This is a genomic window from Mesorhizobium sp. M8A.F.Ca.ET.207.01.1.1 (assembly GCF_004794715.1).
Classification (GTDB): Bacteria; Pseudomonadota; Alphaproteobacteria; order Rhizobiales; family Rhizobiaceae; genus Mesorhizobium.
Genome location: NZ_SRUS01000004.1, coordinates 46,061 through 65,505, shown reverse-complemented (window position 1 = coordinate 65,505; position 19,445 = coordinate 46,061). Strand labels below are relative to the sequence as shown.

The 19,445-nt window shown below is 57.9% G+C and carries 10 protein-coding genes; 8 read left to right on the top strand and 2 right to left on the bottom strand.

The window, feature by feature from the left end:
- Positions 1–404 precede the first annotated feature (404 nt).
- On the bottom strand, positions 405–1,175 hold the full coding sequence (locus EN850_RS12665; protein ID WP_136091395.1) for a hypothetical protein: 771 nt from the start codon (positions 1,173–1,175) through the stop codon (positions 405–407).
- 950 nt (positions 1,176–2,125) lie between these two features.
- Positions 2,126–4,003, bottom strand: a complete 1,878-nt coding sequence (locus EN850_RS12660) for an antitoxin Xre/MbcA/ParS toxin-binding domain-containing protein (RefSeq protein ID WP_136091394.1) — start codon at positions 4,001–4,003, stop codon at positions 2,126–2,128.
- 669 nt (positions 4,004–4,672) lie between these two features.
- Between EN850_RS12660 and EN850_RS12655 the strand changes: the two genes are divergently transcribed.
- Genes EN850_RS12655 through brxL form a run of 8 tightly spaced genes read left to right on the top strand, consistent with a single transcriptional unit; the run spans position 4,673 to position 19,437 of the window.
- A complete protein-coding gene (locus EN850_RS12655) occupies positions 4,673–5,278 on the top strand; it encodes a DUF1819 family protein (protein ID WP_136091393.1) in 606 nt (201 codons plus the stop codon).
- Positions 5,275–5,883 carry a DUF1788 domain-containing protein gene (locus EN850_RS12650; RefSeq protein WP_136091392.1) on the top strand — a complete coding sequence of 203 codons (609 nt, stop codon included), beginning with the start codon at positions 5,275–5,277 and terminating at the stop codon, positions 5,881–5,883. The genes EN850_RS12655 and EN850_RS12650 overlap by 4 nt, the downstream gene beginning before the upstream one ends.
- A 5-nt stretch (positions 5,884–5,888) precedes the next feature.
- Positions 5,889–9,434: a BREX system P-loop protein BrxC gene (gene brxC, locus EN850_RS12645; RefSeq protein ID WP_136091391.1), complete on the top strand. Its 3,546-nt coding sequence runs from the start codon at positions 5,889–5,891 to the stop codon at positions 9,432–9,434.
- The gene (gene pglX, locus EN850_RS12640; RefSeq protein ID WP_136091390.1) at positions 9,434–12,964 is read left to right on the top strand and encodes a BREX-1 system adenine-specific DNA-methyltransferase PglX; all 3,531 of its coding nucleotides are present in this window, start codon (positions 9,434–9,436) and stop codon (positions 12,962–12,964) included. The genes brxC and pglX overlap by 1 nt, the downstream gene beginning before the upstream one ends.
- A 2-nt stretch (positions 12,965–12,966) precedes the next feature.
- Positions 12,967–14,241 carry an AAA family ATPase gene (locus tag EN850_RS12635; protein WP_136091389.1) on the top strand — a complete coding sequence of 425 codons (1,275 nt, stop codon included), beginning with the start codon at positions 12,967–12,969 and terminating at the stop codon, positions 14,239–14,241.
- On the top strand, positions 14,238–14,867 hold the full coding sequence (locus tag EN850_RS12630) for a retron system putative HNH endonuclease (RefSeq protein ID WP_136091388.1): 630 nt from the start codon (positions 14,238–14,240) through the stop codon (positions 14,865–14,867). Before EN850_RS12635 ends, EN850_RS12630 begins: the two co-directional genes overlap by 4 nt.
- Positions 14,864–17,368 carry a BREX-1 system phosphatase PglZ type A gene (gene pglZ / locus EN850_RS12625; protein WP_136091387.1) on the top strand — a complete coding sequence of 835 codons (2,505 nt, stop codon included), beginning with the start codon at positions 14,864–14,866 and terminating at the stop codon, positions 17,366–17,368. The genes EN850_RS12630 and pglZ overlap by 4 nt, the downstream gene beginning before the upstream one ends.
- Before the next feature lie 11 nt (positions 17,369–17,379).
- Complete coding sequence (gene brxL / locus EN850_RS12620; RefSeq protein ID WP_136091386.1) at positions 17,380–19,437, top strand: BREX system Lon protease-like protein BrxL; 2,058 nt, start codon at positions 17,380–17,382, stop codon at positions 19,435–19,437.
- Positions 19,438–19,445 lie beyond the last annotated feature (8 nt).

Genomic DNA, 19,445 nt, shown 5'->3' with positions numbered 1-19,445 from the left:
TTTGGGCAGTCGCAGAATGAGGCGTCGACGACCGACTTAAAGGCGCGTTGCGTTTCGACTTCTCACGGCAAACGGTTTCGGCTGCGAGACCCGGATCTGGATGCCGATAGGTCCGGTCCGTTATCGTCGAATATCGCTTTATTGGTTCTCCGGCCCTGGGACGCATGAGCACACATCAAGCGAAACGCAAACGCGGTCGCCCGACCAAGCGTGCGAGAGCTATAACCGCAGATGAACGACAGACAGCGCGCATACACCGATTGAACAAGCCGAGGCAACATTAACCGCGTAATGCGAATGCCGCATAGTGTGCTTTCTCAAGCCGTCCTGAGCGCGCGGTGATCGAGCTCGACACCTGCTTGTGTGCCGCCTCGCCTGACTTGATCAAATGTTCGCCTAGCCTTTCAATTCATCCGTCGACGGGGTACGGCGCGCTCCGTACCAGTTGGCCTGGATGTAGGATCGAAGTGCAGAATGGCGGCGAATGAAGTACCCTTACGAACGTCGATCGCGAAGCCGACTGATCCAGGTCCGCAGCTTTTCACTGCCTCTGCAAGCGCCGGGGGCGAAACGAGGCCTAGGCGTTGACCGCCCGGGTTGAACACCAACCCGGGCATGTTTCCTGTAGTGGGATCTGGTTTGATGGGGTAAGCTCCTGGCTTGATCCCTACGAGGCCAAGGGAACGGAAGCGCTCCAGCATGTATTCAGCATTGGCCCCGTCGTCCATGTTGAACATATCCACTTCCCATCGCCATGTTCGGCAGAAGAACGGATCTTCCGAGAGCGTCTGTCTGTAAATTGGGTCGCAGAGATGGACGACAGGGGTGCCGACCATGCGCGCGAACCCTTTTGCTGCCTCCAGGCCCATCGCAACGCCGAGGTTGCCCACGTTCCCATGGGCATCGAGCGCCTGTTGAAGAAGTTTGTCGACACCCTCAAGGAGTACAAGTTCAGTGGTGCCATGCTGCACGAGCCTCCGCGTTCTCTGCAAGAACAACGCTGGCTGACGCAGAGCCTCGGCGGCAACATTAGGTGGCACTCCGGTGACCAGTTCGGGAATGGAGATGTCCACCACGAGTTTTTGCCTACTTTTTACATCGCACTCGGGGGTGCCGGCTGGAAACAGACCACGGTCCATCGCGTCGGAGGCGGCACGAATAAGGACATATGACATGACCGCGCTAGTGCGACCCGAGTGCTGCATGCCAGACAGGGTCGCCACAAAGGGGTTTCCCGGGTGAGCCGGACCAGGATCGCGGCGCAGGTCGTCGAACACCCCAACCACAGCCTGCCTCACCGCCGAGCGTATCCGTCTGGTGGAGGCCTTGCCGTCGCGTCCCTTTTCCTGACTTATCCTCGGCATCCCTATTTCCCCTGCTATCTATGCTCGGCTTCCATCATTCGTTGCCTCCGCACACACGCACGCGAGGGTGGAGGCGTCGGCGACGAATATGCAAGGATGGGAACCGGCCGCCGGTCACTCGAAATGCGAGATTGGTGCCGGATGGACCTGGCGGAAGAAATGTCAACAAATCAGTTGGTTAGCTTCCAAGCAAAAGGATTCGAGACAACGCGTTCTATTCGCCATCAGGAACTCAGTCCTGGGCGCTCAAGAATTCGATTTTCTTAGAGGAAAGGATTAGACCTGTGCATAACCTCTTAGGGTCACTTTCAGGCCCTGCCCGCGCTGCGGCGCGATGAGGCGAAAACCGCCTCAAGGCCTTTGCACTATCGAGTGATTCGCCTGTGAAGGCGATAGAACATGGATATCAAACTGCTGGCCGCCGCCGGATGCGTTGATGGACCGCGCTGTGCCATTCCCTGTCGCGCTATCTCACTCGTGGCTGCATCGCTCGCCAATAACACGATGCGAGTTGCGGTAGCGCGCGCTACCCGCGTTCCGGCTGGGTAGCGCGCGCTGCCCAGCCGGAACGCGGGTTCGCCAACATCCTGACGGCAAGGCTGATAGCAAAGATCGCGTCGCGCCGAAGGAGCACATCGGCAGGTGTGCCCGTACCCATGCTCACGATCGAGGTGGCTGCCATCATGGAAACCTTTTATCATGCCCGCTTTTCACAGCCTCGAGGCGAATGTATTCCCGAGGCGGCTGCGCCGTCTCCTTGGTCAAGCGCGACGGGTCTTCTTGCCAGGAAGGAATTCGAGGCACTTTTCGAGAGATCGGCCGTCGACGCAGATATCCTCGGGCCTCTTTCCTGCCAATCCCTTGCAAGGCTGTCTTATCCACAAATCTGCGAAATCGGACCGCCCGAAGCTCTCCCGTGCTGCGTTCCGAAGCTTGGACAGGCTCTGCTCGCGCTGATCGAGCCGACGGGTGTCGGCGGCGCGCTCGTCCCGCCATCGATCAAGCGCCGCAATGACCCTCCCTATGCCGTCGTTCGAGCGCCTAGCGGTTTCTGCCGGAGATCGGCCAGCTAGGCCTTCCAGAGGCATCGACATCCATGTCGTAGCCTCCGTCCCCATGATGGCTCGCGCGACTTTCCCGACTTCGGCTTCGCGGGCATTGGCTTCCTCGTCCTCGCGATGCCGCGCTTCCGCCGCGCGTTTTTCCTCGGTGCGCCGATGGGCCGCCTGCCTCTCCGCAACCTCCTCTTCGACAGGCAGGCCGCAGGCTTCCGAGATCGACGGCGGGCGAGCCCAGAGGTCGGTCCGCAGCTTTTTGATCGGCTGGATGAACCGCTCCCAATCCGCTTTGTCCAGGTGGATGGCGTCGGCGGGGCGGATGCCCTCAGGTCCGGCCCTCCGTTCGAACCAATCCTCGAAGACGAAGCCTTCACGGTACTGCTCGCGGACGAACGCAAGGACGGCATGAACCAAGCCTTTCAGATCTTCGGTCCGCCTCTCCGGACGCTCCTTCAGCTCTTTCGCCGCCGCGATCGCCTCGAGAAGCCTCGATCCGCGCTTGACGCGTTTGCCGAACGCGCCGGCGGGGATCAGATAACGCTCACGCTCCATCGCTTTCATGTAATCGCCAAGCGCCTCCCACGGCACCCTGAGCGTGCTGCCCTCAAGTTCCCGCATCCGGTCAGCCAGCTCCTCCCTGACGAACGCGAAATCCCTGGACACCCATCCCTCCGCCTTCATGGCGGCCAATGCATTCTTCTGGGTGAAGCCTTTCTTCTCGCCGGCACCCATCTGCAGCAGCACGAAAGCCTTCCATTCGGCATCGCGGACCAGGAACCCTCGGATGTCGGCACCACCACCCGCGACCGCAGCGGCGAGCCCGTGATTGACGGCGCCATCCTCCCACACGCCTATCTCGGATAGATCGACGGCCTCGGCCTTGTACGCCGCCAGCAGGCCCCGGGCTTCGCTGTCGATCCTATCCTGCCGCTCGCTCTCCATCTCCGCGAGCTTGCTCCGCGCCTTGGCCGCCTTCGGATTGTGCAGCCAGATCCGCGGCGCTTCGAACAGGATCGCGTGAGCCAGTTCGTCCAGCGGACGGTCACGGCAGCCTGAAAGGTCGATTTCGATCGCGCCGACATCCATCTCCTTAAGCTTGGCTATCTTCTCCGAGCCGCATGGATGGGTAACCTTGAATTCGACGTGCAGGTCCCTGTCGCCGATCCGGCAAATCACGTCGGGCACGACTTCGCCCTGCCTGCATTCGAGGATCGCCTTCTCGAATTCGAAGCGCCCTTCCCGGACAACATGCACCGTGTGAGGACCGTCGGTCTCGTCGAGGGCGGAAAGCATAAGGACCAACTCGCGTCCAAGAACCGTCTTCGCGAACTTGTGGAGCGCCGTTTCGCCGGAGGAGATGCAGGTGCGGCCCTCGATGCGCGCCTCGTGCTGGAAATGCTGTCGGCGGCTGCCGCGGTGAGCCACCATTCTCCGCTCGCAGCCTGGACAGATGCAGTTGCAGGCCAGACCTGACAAGGCATTGAAAATATGGACGGGTTCGCCAGTATCGGCGGCGTGGGCGACCAAGCGCTTGCCGTCAGCGGTGCAGCTCATCAATTCGCCGAGGGTCGTCCGGTGCATCGCCGTTCCTGTTCGCGGGGCGGCGATGATCCGTGATTTGGCTGCGCCAGGCAAGCATGACTCCCCTGACGGTGTCAGCCTGCCGACTTGGGAATTTCGCCATAGTCGGATTCAAAGGGAGAACACGCATTCCGGTAGCTTGGCCTGGTACTGTGCGACCGGGGAGCGCTAAGCGTGATGCCCCGGCTGTCCGTGGAACGGGACAGCATCGGGATGGAAGCAACGCCGCAGAGGGCGCATCTTTATAATCCAGATTATAATAATCGTAATTATAAAACCTCCCCGCTTAGGTGCTGGACCAAGCGGCACTGGGCGCCGTAATGCGACAGATGGAACAGAATAGTCGGAAAGACGCAATGCATCTCGGCGGACCCATCCGAACCGGCACGCGAGACCTGGAGCCCTATGCGCGCGTAGCAGCTCTTGAGAAGCTGGTCGTTTCTCGAGCAATGGAGAAAGTCAATTCTCGATCATGAGGATGCGACGCGGTGCAAGGTTGGCACGCTGCCTCAAATCGCTAGTATGGCCACGGGATTCGGTGTCCGAGCAGGACCCTGGGGGAGGCAGCCACATTTCGTAACGTGACCGCCGGTCCGTCGCGAGCCGTTAGCTCGGGATAACGCTCGGATATTGCATGCCCGCCGCCCAAACAAAGTGTAATACCGCCCGATGCTCACAACAGGACCTGCCACGTACCGTCTGTCATTCTCGATTGGATCGTTGTTCCTCGACGAATCCCTCCTGCTGGCCCGGTCGTATCAGGAGCGGTCCGACTGGCCGTACGTTGCCGAGCAGGCACTGCAGTCGCTCTCCTTCCGGACTCAAAGTTCGGCCCGGCGCACCGTCCGGGAGATCATTGCCCGGCTCCGGTCGTTGCATATGGATGAGCTGGAGTTCTTCACACGCAGCAGCAGACACGAGCAGGGTCATCTTCTCTGGTTGGCGACCTGCCGCACCTACGGTTTTGTTGCCGATTTCGCGTCGGAAATTCTCCAGGAGCGATATGCCAGGTTCCAAGAGGATTTGGGATATGACCACTTCGATTCCTTCTTCGATGCGAAGGCGGAATGGCATCCCGAACTGGCGGAATTGAAACCTTCCACCCGCGCCAAGCTTCGTCAGGTCCTGTTTCGGATACTGCGCGAGGCTGATCTCGTCTCGCAGTCCGGAAAGATCATGAGGACCCTACTCTCCCCTGCCCTGCAGGACTTGATCATCGCACACGAGCCCAAGGAGTTGCGCTTCTTTCCCGGCGCATCCGGGTTGTCCGCATGAAGTCGCGCGAATTGGCGTCGCCGAAACAGCGCTTCGAACACCTCGTGAAGGTGATCTCGAGCGAGCGGTTTCTCAATCGCCAAGGATTGAGCAACGAAGTTCCGTTCTTCATCTGCCCGTACGCGCCTGAAGAAGCAGTTTCCATGGAGCAGCAGCGCGGACAACTGATCAACCAGTTGACCAACCGCGGTGTCGTCGCCCTGGAGATCAATCTCTACGACCTGGCCATCGACTTGTTGAAGCAGCGGGAAATTTGGGACCAGATTCTCGAGCTGGAACAATCAACGTCAAAGGCCGAACTGAAAGAATTGCTGCAGGGGGTACTCGATCCTGAGGCGCACTTGGTCCCGGAAATCAGCCGGAGGATCGAGTCCCAGGATCACGCTGTGCTTTTTCTATCAGGCGTGGGCGAGGTCTTTCCATACATTAGGTCCCACAACGTTCTGAACAATCTCCAGAGCACGGCCAAGGAAAAGCCCACAGTCATGTTCTTTCCCGGTCGATACACACAGAGCCTGGAAACCGGGGCATCTCTCGACCTCTTCGGGCTGCTGCACGACGACAAGTACTACCGAGCCTTCAATATCTTCCACTACGAGGTGTGACGGGGATGCCGATTCATCTGAAGGAAATCTTCGAGAAGCCTGTTGACCGTCCGATCGAGGGTGTCATCAAGGCCGATGACGAGGCGAGTCTCCGCCAGGAGCTGGAGGAGTATGTCATCACTAACGAGGTCGAGAAGCGCCTGGAGCATTTTCTCGATGCCTACAACAACTACGAAACGGCAAACGGCGTCTGGATTTCCGGATTTTTCGGTTCCGGGAAGTCGCACCTGCTGAAGATGCTCGCCCTGGTTCTTGAGAACAGGGTGATCGACGGGACTCCCGCACTGGACATCTTCCTGCAGAAATCCGTCGAGAACGAAATCCTCAGCGCAGACCTGAAGCGCGCCGTCGCGATTCCTTCGAAGAGCATTCTCTTCAACATCGACCAGAAGGCGGACGTCATCACCAAGACCCAAATCGATGCCCTGCTGGCTGTGTTCCAGAAGGTCTTCGACGAGATGTGCGGCTATTATGGCAAGCAGGGCCATGTTGCCCAGTTTGAGCGCGATCTCCACAGCCGAGAGCAATACGCCGGCTTCAAGACCGTCTACCAGCGCATCGCCGGAAAGACGTGGGAACGCGGTCGGGAGCAGGCGCTGCTGGAGGGTCCGAGCATCGCAAAAGCCTATGCTGAGGTAAGCGGCGCCGACGCGGCGTCTGCCGAGGGAATCCTTGGGAAGTACCGCTCCGACTACAAGGTTTCGATCGAGGACTTCGCCCAGCAAGTGAAGGATTACATCGACGGACAGGGACCGCAGTTCCGATTGAATTTCTTCGTCGACGAGGTTGGCCAGTACATCGCCGACAACGTCAAGCTGATGACCAACCTCCAGACGATCGCGGAAAGTCTGAACACCAAGTGCCGTGGCCGAGCATGGATCGTCGTCACGGCACAGCAGGAAATTCGCGCCGTGATCGGCGAGTTGACCCAGCGCCAGGAAAACGACTTCTCCAAGATCCAGGCGCGTTTCGCCAACCGGATGTCGTTGACTAGCGCCAACGCCGACGAAGTCATCCAAAAGCGGCTGCTGAAGAAGACTGAAGGTGGGGTGTCCGCGCTGTCGGACCTCTTCCACAAGCAGTCGGGCAACTTCAAAACCCTGTTCGACTTCTCCGACGGCTCGATCCACTTCCGGAACTTTGCCGACCGGGATCATTTCATCCAGAGCTATCCTTTCATTCCCTACCAGTACTCGCTGTTCCAGATGTCCATCCAGGCATTGTCGGAGCACAACTCTTTCGAGGGACGACACAGCTCTGTCGGCGAAAGGTCGATGCTGGGAGTCTTCCAGGACGTTGCGGTCCATATCGCTGGTCTTGAACTCGGCGGCATTGCCCCTTTCGACATGATGTTCGAGGGCATTCGGTCGGCACTCAAATCAGGGGTTCAGCAATCGATCCAGATTGCCGAGCGAAACCTGGACAATCCGTTCGCTGTGCGCGTCCTCAAGGCCCTGTTCCTCGTCAAATATGTCCGGCCCTTCAAGCCAACTCTCCGGAACATCTGCATCCTTCTCCTGCAGCAGTTCGACCAGGATGTGACCGGCTTGAGGAAACAGGTGGAGGAATCCGTCGGCGTCCTCGAGCAGCAAACTTATATCCAGAGGAACGGCGAGCTCTTCGAGTTCCTGACGGATGAGGAAAAGGACATCGAGCAAGAGATCAAGGCCGTCGAGGTGGACCTGACCGAGGTCGCCCAGGAATTCGAGCAGCTGGTGTTCGATGGGATCGTCAAGTCGCGAAAGATCCGCCATGAGGCAACCGGGCACGATTATCCCTATGCTCGACGCCTCGATGACCGCCTGAGTGGTCGCGATCACGAGCTTGCCATCAGCCTCTACACGCCGTTTCACGAGCACGTGGGGAATCCTGACGCGATCAAAATGCTGAGCATGTCGCGCGACGAGCTTGCTGTCGTGCTGAAGCCCGATGACCGCCTGATGACCGACATTATGATGTACAAGCGGACGGAAAAGTATGTGCGACAGAACCGCGCGACGACGCTGCAGCCCAGCGTCGAGCGGATCATCGGGGACAAGGGCGCCCAGAACGCGCAGCGCCACCGCGACCTGACCAGCCGCCTGAAGGCACTGCTTTCAGAGGCTCGGCTCTTCGTCCGGGGCGAGGAGATCGACATCCGCGCCGAGGATGCCCAGCTCCGGATCATGAAAGGCTTTCAGGTTCTCGTCGACAAGGTGCACGTCAACCTCGGCATGCTTCGAGGCGTTCAGTATTCGGAGAGTGACCTCGGCAGATTTATGAAGCAGGCGGAAGACGGGTTATTCGGGAACGAGGCCGCGGGACTGAGCGAAGCCGAGCAGGAAATCCAGAACTTCATCCAGGGCAACAGCCGTAACGGCGTGCGGACCACCGTCAAGGCTGTCACGGAAAGATTTGAGCGCAAGCCATATGGCTGGCCATATGCCGCCGTCCTTTGCAACCTCGCCAGCCTTTTTGCACGAGGAAAGTTAGAGGCTCGTGCCGACGGGAACCTGCTCGAGGGGCAATCGCTCGAACGAACGCTGAAGAACACGCAGGCTCACGGCAACATCGTGCTGGAGCCGCAGGTGGAGTTCTCGCAGGCCCAACTGCGCCAGCTGAAGGAGTTCTATTCCGAGTTCTTCGACACTCAGCCTTCGGGCACCGACGCGCGGATCATCGGCAAGGAGGCGGCAGATGCCTTCCAGCAGACTTTACAGGAGATCCAGGGATATCTGGCACGGAAGGATCGATATCCATTCCTGGCGGCGTTGGAACCCGCCCTCGAATCCGTGAGACACGCAGCCGGGAAACCTTACGGCTGGTACGTCACCGACCTCCCAAAACAGGCCGATTCCTTGCTCGACATGAAAGAGGACGTTCTCGATCCAGTTCGGAAGTTCATGAAAGGCCAGCAGCGCACGATTTACGATGAAGCCAGGCGATTCCTTAGCGAGCAGGAGGCAAACCTCGCTTACGCCGGCGATATTGAGGCGCGGGAGATACGAAGAGTCATTGATGACCCTGCCTGCTTCCGGAACAGCAACATCCTGCAGCTCAAGGTTGGCCTGGATCGCACCCGCGGCATTGTCGAAGATCGCTTGGGGCTGGAGCGGACCGCTGCCATCAGGGAGATCGAGGAACTCGTCTCGAAGCTGAAGGGACTTCCGCAGTTGATCGCCCTATCCGAAAGCGAACGCCAGCGAATTCTTTCGGAGGCTGAGGCAGGCTTAGCGCCTCTTCGCACGGCCACGTTCATCGCGGTGGTGAGGGAGCGGGCCGGCGACTTCCGGACAAGGCTGTACCCAGAGCTTCTCGCCCGAGCAACCTCCCCCTCCAAGCATGTGGCAGCCCGGTCTGCGGAGGATGACGATCGTGGCGCAGCCAAGGGATTCGAGAACGGTCCCGGCGCGAACATTGAGCCTCCTGTGACATTCATCTCACACACGTCGCTGTCCGTCCCGTTCGACAAGGCATTCATCGAGACGGAGGCCGACGTCGACTCCTTTCTCGAATCCATGCGTAAGTCGCTGTTGGCCGAAATCCGGAGCGGCAAAAGGATCACTGTCTGATGGACACCGCTACGCCGAAGAAGCTCGACACTGCTGGCCTGAAGAAGTTCGCCCAGGTGGCACGTCGGAGCCTTATGCAGCAGGTCGTCACTAAGCTTGATCACGTGCTTGCCGATGGAAGCGCGGCGCGGCGCGAGAATCCAAAAGCTGTGAAGGAACTCGAAGGGCAAATTGCCACAAACGGGAAGGAGCAGGTGATCGATCGGGTCGCCTACACATGGTTCAACCGCTTTTCTGCCCTCCGTTTCATGGACGTGAACGGCCACACCCGAGTCGGCGTGCTATCTCCCGGTGAGGGACAGACCCGACCGGAGATCCTAGCTGAGGCGGCAGCCGGCCACATCGATCAAGACATTGCGGAGGGGGTTAGAGAGGAGGTTGCCGCCCTGCTAGACGGCCGCAGGCCGAGCCGCGATCCACAGGCGGAAGCTTACCGTCTCCTCCTCGTCGCCATGTGCAACCAGTGGCATCAGATGATGCCGTTCCTTTTCGAGAAGATCGCGGACTACACCGAACTCCTGATGCCGGAGGATCTGCTGTCCTCCGACAGCATCCTCGCCCACATGCGCGAGGTGATGACGGCAGAGGCGTGTCGTGACGTCGAGATCATCGGCTGGCTTTACCAGTTCTACATCTCGGAAAAGAAGGATCAGGTCTTCGCCGGGCTAAAGAAGAACCAGAAGATCACGCCAGAAAACATCCCCGCCGCCACACAGCTGTTCACGCCGCACTGGATCGTCCGGTATCTGGTCGAGAACTCGCTCGGCCGGCTCTGGATGCTCAATCGTCCAGGCTCGAAGCTCACCGCGCAGATGGACTATTACATCTCGCAGGAAGAGCCGGAGAAGGATTTCCTGCGCATTTCCTCGCCTGAGGAGATTAAGGTCTGCGATCCGGCCTGCGGTTCGGGACATATGCTGACATATGCGTTCGATCTGCTCTATGCGATCTATGAGGAAGAGGGGTACGACCCCTCGGAGATTCCTGACAAGATCCTGACCCACAACCTCTATGGCGTCGAGATCGACGAACGCGCCGGCGCGTTGGCGGCCTTCGCGCTGGTGATGAAGGCGGCTGGGCGGCGCAAACGGTTCCTGAGACGTCCGGTGCAGCCCAATGTTTGCGTGCTGGAGAACGTCGTCTTTGAGGATCGAGAGTTAGCCGAATATATGGCTGAAGTCGGTCGTGACCTATTCACTGCGGACCTGCGGGAGACACTACAGCAGTTTGCGGAGGCCAAGAACTTCGGCTCGCTGGTCGTCCCAAAGCTAAAGAGCGGAGAACAGGTCGCCCGCGTGATCGCCTCGAAACAGCTCGAGGGCAATCTTTTCCTGCGCGACGTACATGCACGAGTGCAGACCGTGCTCCGTATGACCGACTATCTGAGTTCAAAATATCATGTGGTGGTGGCCAACCCGCCTTATATGGGCAAAAGCGGCATGAATAACGACCTCGCAGCCTTCCTCAAATCAAACTTTTCTGATGGAAAATCAGACTTAATGACCGGGTTCTTACTGCGTGGTCTGACTCTAGTGAAACGTCAAGGGCTATTTTCGGCAGTTACCTTAGATGGCTGGATGTTTCTAAATTCTTATGAGAATTTGAGGAAGCACATTCTTCTTTACCACTCGATCGAAACGATGCTCCATATTGGATGGAATTGCTTTCCGGATGGACATCTATATAATCGCGGCGTTGGAATTACATTTTCCGTCGACTCACCAGGAAAGACTGGGACTTTTGTTAGGCTGGCAGATCTTCCCGCAGTTGACGATAGAAACCACGCATTCCTAAAGCGGAAGGAAAGTCGTCAAGAGATATATAGGAAAATTCCGTCAGATTTCCAGAAGATACCTGGTTTTCCAATATCTTACTGGATTAGTATGCCTGTTGAGAATGCTTTCAAGTCATTTCCAGCGTTCTCGGAAGCAGCGACAGCGTGCCAAGGTCTTGCGACCACTGATAATAGTCGTTTCATAAGAGAGTGGAGCGAAGTTGATTTCTCAAATTTGGCTCTCAGGTGCGAAAGCACCCAGGATGCAATTTCAACCAATTGCAAGTGGTTCCCCATAGACAAAGGCGGAGCCTACCGAAAGTGGTATGGGAACAATTCCCAAATAGTAAATTGGAAAAACGACGGCGATGAGATCAGGAAGAACATAATTCGTAAATATACTTACCTGAATGGAAATCCGGATTTTGTAGCAAAGAATCCTTCTAAATATTTTTTACATGGTGTTACGTGGGGAAAGGTAACGAGCGGTGAATTTAGCTCTCGTTATTCCCCCGCTGGTGCGATTTTTAGCGATGCTGGGATGAAGGCTTTCGAGAAACCCGGAGGAGATCCACTCACCATTCTGGGTTTGTTTAATTCTAAGGTGACACCGATTTTCCTTTCGATCTTTTCTGAAACTATAAACTATGAGCAAGGCAATATCGCGCGAATTCCATTTGCGACAGTTTCGACCAAACACTTGCGAAGATTGGTTGAACTGAGCAAATCCGACTGGGATGCCAACGAAAACTCTTGGGATTTTACCACGTTGCCGCTGCTCGATGCCGCACACCGCCAGCCCTCGCTTGGGCAGACCTATGCAGCTCTGCGCAAGCATTGGCAGGGGATGACTGACGAGGTGCAGCAGCTAGAGGAAGAGAATAACCGCATCTTCATCGACGCTTATGGTTTGACTGACGAACTAACGCCGCAGGTGCCGCTGGAGGAGATCACCCTGAACTGCAATCCGGCCTATCGCTTTGGTGGCAAAAAGACGCCCGGCGAATTAGAGGCGCTGCTTTTGGCCGATACGCTTCGCGCGTTCTTGTCTTACGCTGTGGGCTGCATGTTTGGCCGGTATAGCCTCGACGCGCCGGGCCTGATCCTTGCTAACCGAGGTCAAGGATTCAAAGACTATATGAACCGCATCTCAGACTCGGCGTTCTCGCCAGACGTAGACAACGTGATCCCCATCCTTGACGGCGCCTGGTTCTCAGACGACATCACCGAGCGCTTCCGTAAATTCCTGCGCACGACCTTCGGCGAAGACCACTTCGCCGAAAATTTGGCCTTCATTGAGACAGCGCTCGGAAAGGAGATTCGCCGCTACTTCCTGCGCGACTTTTATGACGACCATGTGCGGCACTACAAGAAGCGCCCCATCTATTGGCTATTCTCGTCGTGCAAGGGCACGTTTAACGCACTGATCTACATGCATCGCTACCGCCCAGACACGGTGGGCACGGTGCTGGATTATCTGCGCGAGTTCCGCCGCAAGCTGGACGCGCACCGGAACCAGCTGGGGGCCATCAGTATCAGTTCGGCCTCCATGCAGGCAGAGAAGGTGAAGGCGCTGAAGGAGATCGAGACCGTCAGCCGGAATATCGACGAACTGGACGGATACGAGCGGGACGTCCTATACCCTCTGGCGACGCAACGCCTTGAAATCGATCTCGATGATGGTGTGAAGGTCAACTATGCGAGGTTTGGCTCAGCATTGAAGCCAATCAAGGGGCTGGCCGCCGAGGAAGAATAGTCATGGAAGTCCGCAAGCTGCTGATTCGAAATTTTCGCGGCGTGACTGACATTGACCTGGAGCTCAATCCCAAGCTGAACGTGTTCGTGGGCGTGAACGGTTCTGGAAAATCGTCTGTCCTCGATGCTCTGTCCGTGTTGCTGTCCTGGTTCACCAGTCGCGTCGGTAATTCTCGGGGCTCGGGGAAGCAGATCGCCGAGCTCGACATCCGGAATGGAACGAGCCATGCCGAGCTAGCTATTGGGTGCCATCACAATGGCCAGTTCGTCAGTTGGACCGTAGCGAAGTCGCGAAAGGGACGCGTCGCGGAGGGACGCTCTGAGTTTGGCATGCTGAGCGAGCTGACACGGGGCATTCAGCAGGCTATCACCGATACAGAGGGTGCTCTGAACGTCCCCCTGCTTGTCTACTATCCAGTGCACCGTGCGGTGATCGATGTCCCTCTCCGAATCCGCCAGAGGCATAGTTTCGATCTGCTGTCGGCCTATGACGAGGCCCTGACCAGCGCCTCGAACTTCCGGCGCTTCTTTGAATGGTTCAGGGAGCGGGAAGACCTCGAAAACGAGAACCTTCGTGAGGTCATCCAAAAACATGGCCGCAAAGCGAACTCATCCGGAGACCCGCATCTCAACGCGGTCAGGCGCGCCATCTCAATGTTCATGCCGGATTTTACCAATCTCCAGGTGCGTCGTAACCCATTGCGGATGGAGGTAGACAAGCGGGCGGGCACTCTAAACGTTTCCCAGCTTTCTGGCGGCGAGAAATGCCTTATGGCGATGATAGGCGACTTGGCGCGCCGACTGGCGATTGCAAATCCGGCCATGGGCGATCCACTTCGCGGTGAAGGCATCATACTTATCGATGAACTCGACCTCCACCTCCACCCCCAGTGGCAGCGCATGCTTGTCCCGAAGCTCACTGAAGTGTTCCCGAAGTGTCAGTTCATCGCATCGACCCATTCACCTCAAATCATCACCCATGTTCACCCGGAAAGCCTCTTCCTCATCCGCAACAAGGGGACTGAGGTGAGTGTGGAAAAACCCGCGGAGTCTTACGGGAAGAGTGCAAACCGTATTCTGGAGGATCTGATGGGGCTCGAAACAACGCGGCCGACGGAAGTCTCAAACGACTTGGAGAAGGTCTTCAATTTCATCAATGACGGCCAGCTCGACCAGGCTCGAGATCTCATCGCTGAACTGAGAAACGAAATTGGTTTTGACCCAGAACTTGATCGCGCCTCGGTGCTCATCAAGCGGAAAGAGCTCATCCGAAAATGAAGTTCGTCGAAAAGGGGGAAGAGCCGGACGAACTCGTTTCTTGGAAGGCAGATGGAGACGTTGACTGGGTGCCGACCTATGCCGGGCTGGCGGGCGAGCCAAAGCAGGCGCTACATGCAGCGCTCCTAGCTGAACAGGGCTGGCTATGTTGCTATTGTGAATCCCAGATCGACGACAGCGACTCCCACATTGAACACCTGCGGCCGCAAAGCGATCCGTTGGTCGACGCTCTCGATTTCTCCAATCTACTGTGCTCCTGTCAGCGCGTCACCCGCAAGGGGGATCCACTCCACTGCGGCAACGCAAAGGGCAATTGGTATGATGCAGCCTTGTTTGTCGTCCCAATAGATCCGACCTGTGAGGCGCGTTTCGATTACACGGGCAACGGCAGGATTCTGCCGGCTCAGCAAGGCGACGCAGCCGCTGAAGAGACCATAAAGAAACTCGCGCTAGACATTCCCAACCTCAGGGCCCGACGGACCGAAGTATTGACTCCCTTTCTCGACGACCTGACGGACGATGAACTTCGTCTCTTTGTCACCGGATATCTCGTGAAGGGACAGGATGGTCGGTTCAATCCTTTCTGGGCCACGATAAAGAATATGTTCGGGGACATTCTGAATTGACCACTGAACGCATAGCCACCGGTCTCGCTAGCCAATTCGAGAAGCACCGCATCGTCTTCTGGTATGACGCGGAGCACAGCTTCCGCGACACCTTCGAGGCCGTCTCGATTCCTTCGGTGGAGAAGGTAGAGATCGCCAACAACGAATTCGGCCTTAAGCACCGAATCCTTCGCGAGGCGCCGAAGCAAAAGTTCCTTCTCTACAAGGGAGGACCGGAGCCGGACCGGATCGAAAACTGGCTGCTGGACGTGCAACTGGCCAATGGCGAGTTCCGGATGGATCAGGTTTCCAACTGGCTCTCCGAGCTGGATCTTGGCATCTCGTTCTCGGATCTCGTCCGCAAACATGAGGAATTCTTCCGGGCGGCAAAGCGTATCGAGCAGTTCAAGCGACTGCTCAGGCCCGATGACACAGCGAGTGCCCTCCGCCTGAAGATGCTGGCTGTCTGCGCCAATGCTGACCCGACCTTCGACGCGGTGACCGAAAACCTGCTGGCCGAGAATGCCGAGAAGAGGGATGACAGGCTCCGGCTGATAACCCGTGTCGCTCTGGACGAATTCTTGTGGGAGCAGATAGGCCGGCACTTTGGATATCGCGCCAAGGATCCGTCGGTCCCGGATTTCGCGATCGAGCTGTTCAAATCCTGCTATGCCTTTGGGGTTGGGTCGGATGCGCGCCTCTCATCCGAAGCGCTGGTCTTCTTCCGGCGGTGGAAGAACAACCGCAATGCGGCCGAGTCCTTTGAAACGCTGTCGGGGGAGTATGAGCAAGCACTCGCCATTCCGGCCGACCTCGCCAGGCGCGATTTCCGGACGCTGGTGGAACTCGACTACTTCCGCGAAATCGACCGGGAAATCATCCGGAACCTGGTTCGCGAGATAGGCGCCCAGACGGTGCCCCATGCCGACGTGGTCAGCTGGATACGCCAGCGGCGGCAAAGCCACTGGTATCAGGAATTCGCCGACCTCTATCAGGCGCTAGGACATGCCGCGGATTTCCTGCAATCCGTCGCCCAGGCGACGCTGAACATGGAGTCCTTGTCCGATGGGGCTCGACGCTACGCCCAATCATGGTTCCGTATCGACCAGCTCTATCGGCAGTTCGTCTTCCACATGCAGCGCTCGGCACAGGCCTCCTTGATGGGAGACCTGTTCGAAAGGATCGAGAACCTCTACGTCAACACTTACCTGCTCAAGCTTAACGACCGCTGGCAGGAACACATCGATGCCGCCGACCTATGGGAAGCGCCGCCCATCATGCGCCAGCGGGAATTCTACGCGGCGCAGGTCGCGCCCTATAGACGCAAGGACCTGAAGCTTTGCGTCGTGATTTCAGACGCCATGCGATATGAGGTCGCGGAAGAACTGCTCGGCCGCATCCGGAGCCTGGACCGCTATGACGCCGAGATCGAGCCGGCGCTGGCGTCACTCCCGAGCTACACGCAGCTCGGGATGGCGTCGCTGCTGCCCAACAAGGAAATCCGGATCGCCAACGACGACACAGGCATCGTCCTGGTCGACGGGGCCAGTTCCCAAGGACTCGTCAACCGCCGGAAGATCCTTGAGAACGGCCGTGCCGGCGACCGGGTTGCCGCCCTAAAGGCCGAAGAAGTGATGGCCATGAAGGGCGACGAGGCACGGGCCCTGCTGCGCGATCACGACGTCGTCTACATGTATCACAACCGCATAGATGCGGCCGGAGACAAGATGGTCTCGGAGGAGCGGGTTTTCGAGGCCGTGGAGGACTCCCTTGACGAACTGGTCAAGCTCGTCAAGAAGTTGACTGCGGCCAACGCCAGCAATCTCCTGCTGACAGGCGATCACGGTTTCATCTACCAGCACCGTCCGATCGAAGAGAGCGACTTCTCGGGAGCCGAGGTCACTGGCGATTCCGTCCTGTTCAAGGATCGCCGCTTCGTGCTGGGCAAAGGACTTGTAGCGCAATCCGGCCTCCGGAAGTTCGAGCCTGCCGCCCTCGGTCTTGAGGGCGACGTCGAGGTGCTGATCCCGAAATCCATCAACCGGCTGCGCCTCAAGGGCTCCGGCAGCCGCTATGTGCATGGCGGCGCCTCCCTACAGGAAGTGATCATCCCCGTCCTGAAGATCAACAAGAAGCGGCAGAGCGACCTGTCCGCGGTCGAGGTCGACATCGTCGCCAGCTCAAACAAGTCGATCACCTCGGCCCAGATTTCCGTGCTTTTCTATCAGTCGACGCCTGTGACGGAGAAAGCCCAGCCGCGGCGGCTGCGCGCGGGTATCTACAGCGGTGCCGGCGAACTGATTTCCGACAGTCATGATCTCCTGTTTGACTTCCCCTCCGAGAATCCCAGAGAGAGGGAAATGCCAGTTAGATTCCTGCTGTCGAAGAAGGCTGACAATTTCAACGGACAGGAAGTCGTGCTGAAGCTCGAGGAGCAGCACGCTGGAACGTCCCACTTCAAGGAATACCGGAGCATGCGCTATCTATTGCGCCGGAGCTTCACAAGCGACTTCGACTTCTGAGGAGCGGGCGATTGAACGCGCTGGATACGAAAATCAATGCAGCCTTCCCGGGTCTGGTGGTCCGAAAGGACCTGGTCAAGGCGGTCAAGGGGAACGCAATAGTTCCAACCTATGTGCTGGAATACCTTCTCGGTCAGTACTGCGCGACCAGTGACGAGGCTTCGATCCAGTCCGGCATCGAGACGGTCAAGGAGATCTTGCGCAAGCACTATGTCCACCGGAACGAGGCAGGACTCGTCCGCTCGAACGTTCGGGAGAAGGGCCGCTACAAGGTCATCGACAAGATCAGCGTCGCACTGAACGACAAGAACGATGCCTACGAGGCGGAATTCGCGAACCTCGGCATCAAGAAGGTCGTTGTCGATTCCGGGACGGTGAAGTCCCACCCCAAGCTGCTGGTGGCCGGAGTTTGGTGCATCGCGGATGTCGAATACGAGCACACCGAGGACAAAGCGGTCTCGCCATGGATTCTCGGCACCCTTAAGCCGATCCAGCTCTCCCATTTCGACTACGAAGCCTATCTGAAGGCGCGCCAGGAATTCACGACGGACGAGTGGATCGACCTTCTGATCCAGAGCATAGGTTTCGACCCGGAGATGTTTGGGAAACGCAGCAAGCTGATCCAGCTGATGCGGCTCATTCCGTTCGTCGAGCGCAACTACAACCTCATCGAGCTCGGGCCGAAGGGGACCGGAAAGTCACACATCTATTCGGAATTCTCGCCCCACGGAATTCTGATCTCGGGTGGCGAGGTGACCGTGCCCAAGCTGTTCGTGAACAACCAGTCCGGCAAGCTCGGGCTCGTGGGATATTGGGACGTCGTCGCGTTCGACGAGTTCGCGGGGCGGCAAAAGCGGGTGGACAAGTCGCTTGTCGACATCATGAAAAACTATATGGCGAACAAGACGTTCTCCCGAGGGGTTGAGACGCTGGGCGCCGAAGCCTCTATGGTGTTCGTGGGGAACACCAAGCACAACGTCCCCTACATGCTCAAGCACACCGACCTTTTCGAAGAGCTCCCTGAGAAATACTACGACTCGGCGTTCATCGACCGCCTGCATGCCTATATCCCTGGCTGGGAGGTGGACGTGATCCGCGGGGAAATGTTCTCCGATGGGTACGGATTCGTTGTCGACTATCTGGCCGAAATCCTGCGCCACCTTCGAAGCGACGATTACTCAGACCGCTACAAGGACCTGTTCCGGCTGTCGTCCGACATCTCGACCCGCGACCGCGACGGCATCAACAAGACCTTCTCCGGCCTGATGAAAATTCTGTTCCCGGGCGGCGGCGCCTCGCAGGAGGAAACCGAAGAGCTTCTCAGGCTCTCCATCGAGGGCAGAAAACGCGTCAAGGATCAGCTGATGCGGATCGACACCACGTATCCCGATATCGATTTCTCCTACTTCGCGGTCGGAGACCGGAAGATTGCCGTCACCACGCTCGAGGAAGACGAATACCCTACCTACTATCGCCGTCGGGCCGCTGCGCAGCAGGAAGGCCAAGCGGAGAGCCAGGAAGAGGTGGTTTCCGGGAACAGCGTGCCTTCGGCCAGCAAGGCTGAAAGCGTCTTGCCGGATGCGCGGGAAGGCCACAGAGTTTTCAGCGAGAACCAGAAGGGCGTTTCATTCGACTTGCTCTTTGGCCCCTATGTCAGGGGCGCACGGAAGATCACGCTCACGGACCCCTACATCCGGCTTTTCTACCAAGTCCGGAACCTGATGGAGTTCATCGAGACCGTCGTCAAGCACAAGGCGCCGGAGGACGAGGTGGACATCCATCTCGTGACGGCGCGCGATGATCTCAAAGCAGATCAACAAAAGGCAAATCTGCTTTCCATCGAAGAGTCCTGCCTCGGTTCAGGCGTCAATTTCAGTTGGGAGTTTGACGGTACCGGAACCATCCACGCGCGCCACATCGTGACCGACAAGGGCTGGAAAATCTCACTGGATCGGGGCCTCGACATCTTCCAGCACTACGAGATGAACGACGCCTTCAGTCTGTCCAACCGGCTTCAGCAGTTCCGGTCCGCCAAAGGATTCGAGGTGACCTATATGCGTTTGGGTTAACGCGGTTC

Excerpts from the sequence above, each read along its gene's own strand:
- EN850_RS12665 (WP_136091395.1), bottom strand. The coding sequence starts at position 1,175 with ATGTCATATGTCCTTATTCGTGCCGCCTCCGACGCGATGGACCGTGGT.
- EN850_RS12660 (WP_136091394.1), bottom strand. The coding sequence starts at position 4,003 with ATGCACCGGACGACCCTCGGCGAATTGATGAGCTGCACCGCTGACGGC.
- EN850_RS12655 (WP_136091393.1), top strand. The coding sequence starts at position 4,673 with ATGCTCACAACAGGACCTGCCACGTACCGTCTGTCATTCTCGATTGGA.
- EN850_RS12650 (WP_136091392.1), top strand. The coding sequence starts at position 5,275 with ATGAAGTCGCGCGAATTGGCGTCGCCGAAACAGCGCTTCGAACACCTC.
- brxC (WP_136091391.1), top strand. The coding sequence starts at position 5,889 with ATGCCGATTCATCTGAAGGAAATCTTCGAGAAGCCTGTTGACCGTCCG.
- pglX (WP_136091390.1), top strand. The coding sequence starts at position 9,434 with ATGGACACCGCTACGCCGAAGAAGCTCGACACTGCTGGCCTGAAGAAG.
- EN850_RS12635 (WP_136091389.1), top strand. The coding sequence starts at position 12,967 with ATGGAAGTCCGCAAGCTGCTGATTCGAAATTTTCGCGGCGTGACTGAC.
- EN850_RS12630 (WP_136091388.1), top strand. The coding sequence starts at position 14,238 with ATGAAGTTCGTCGAAAAGGGGGAAGAGCCGGACGAACTCGTTTCTTGG.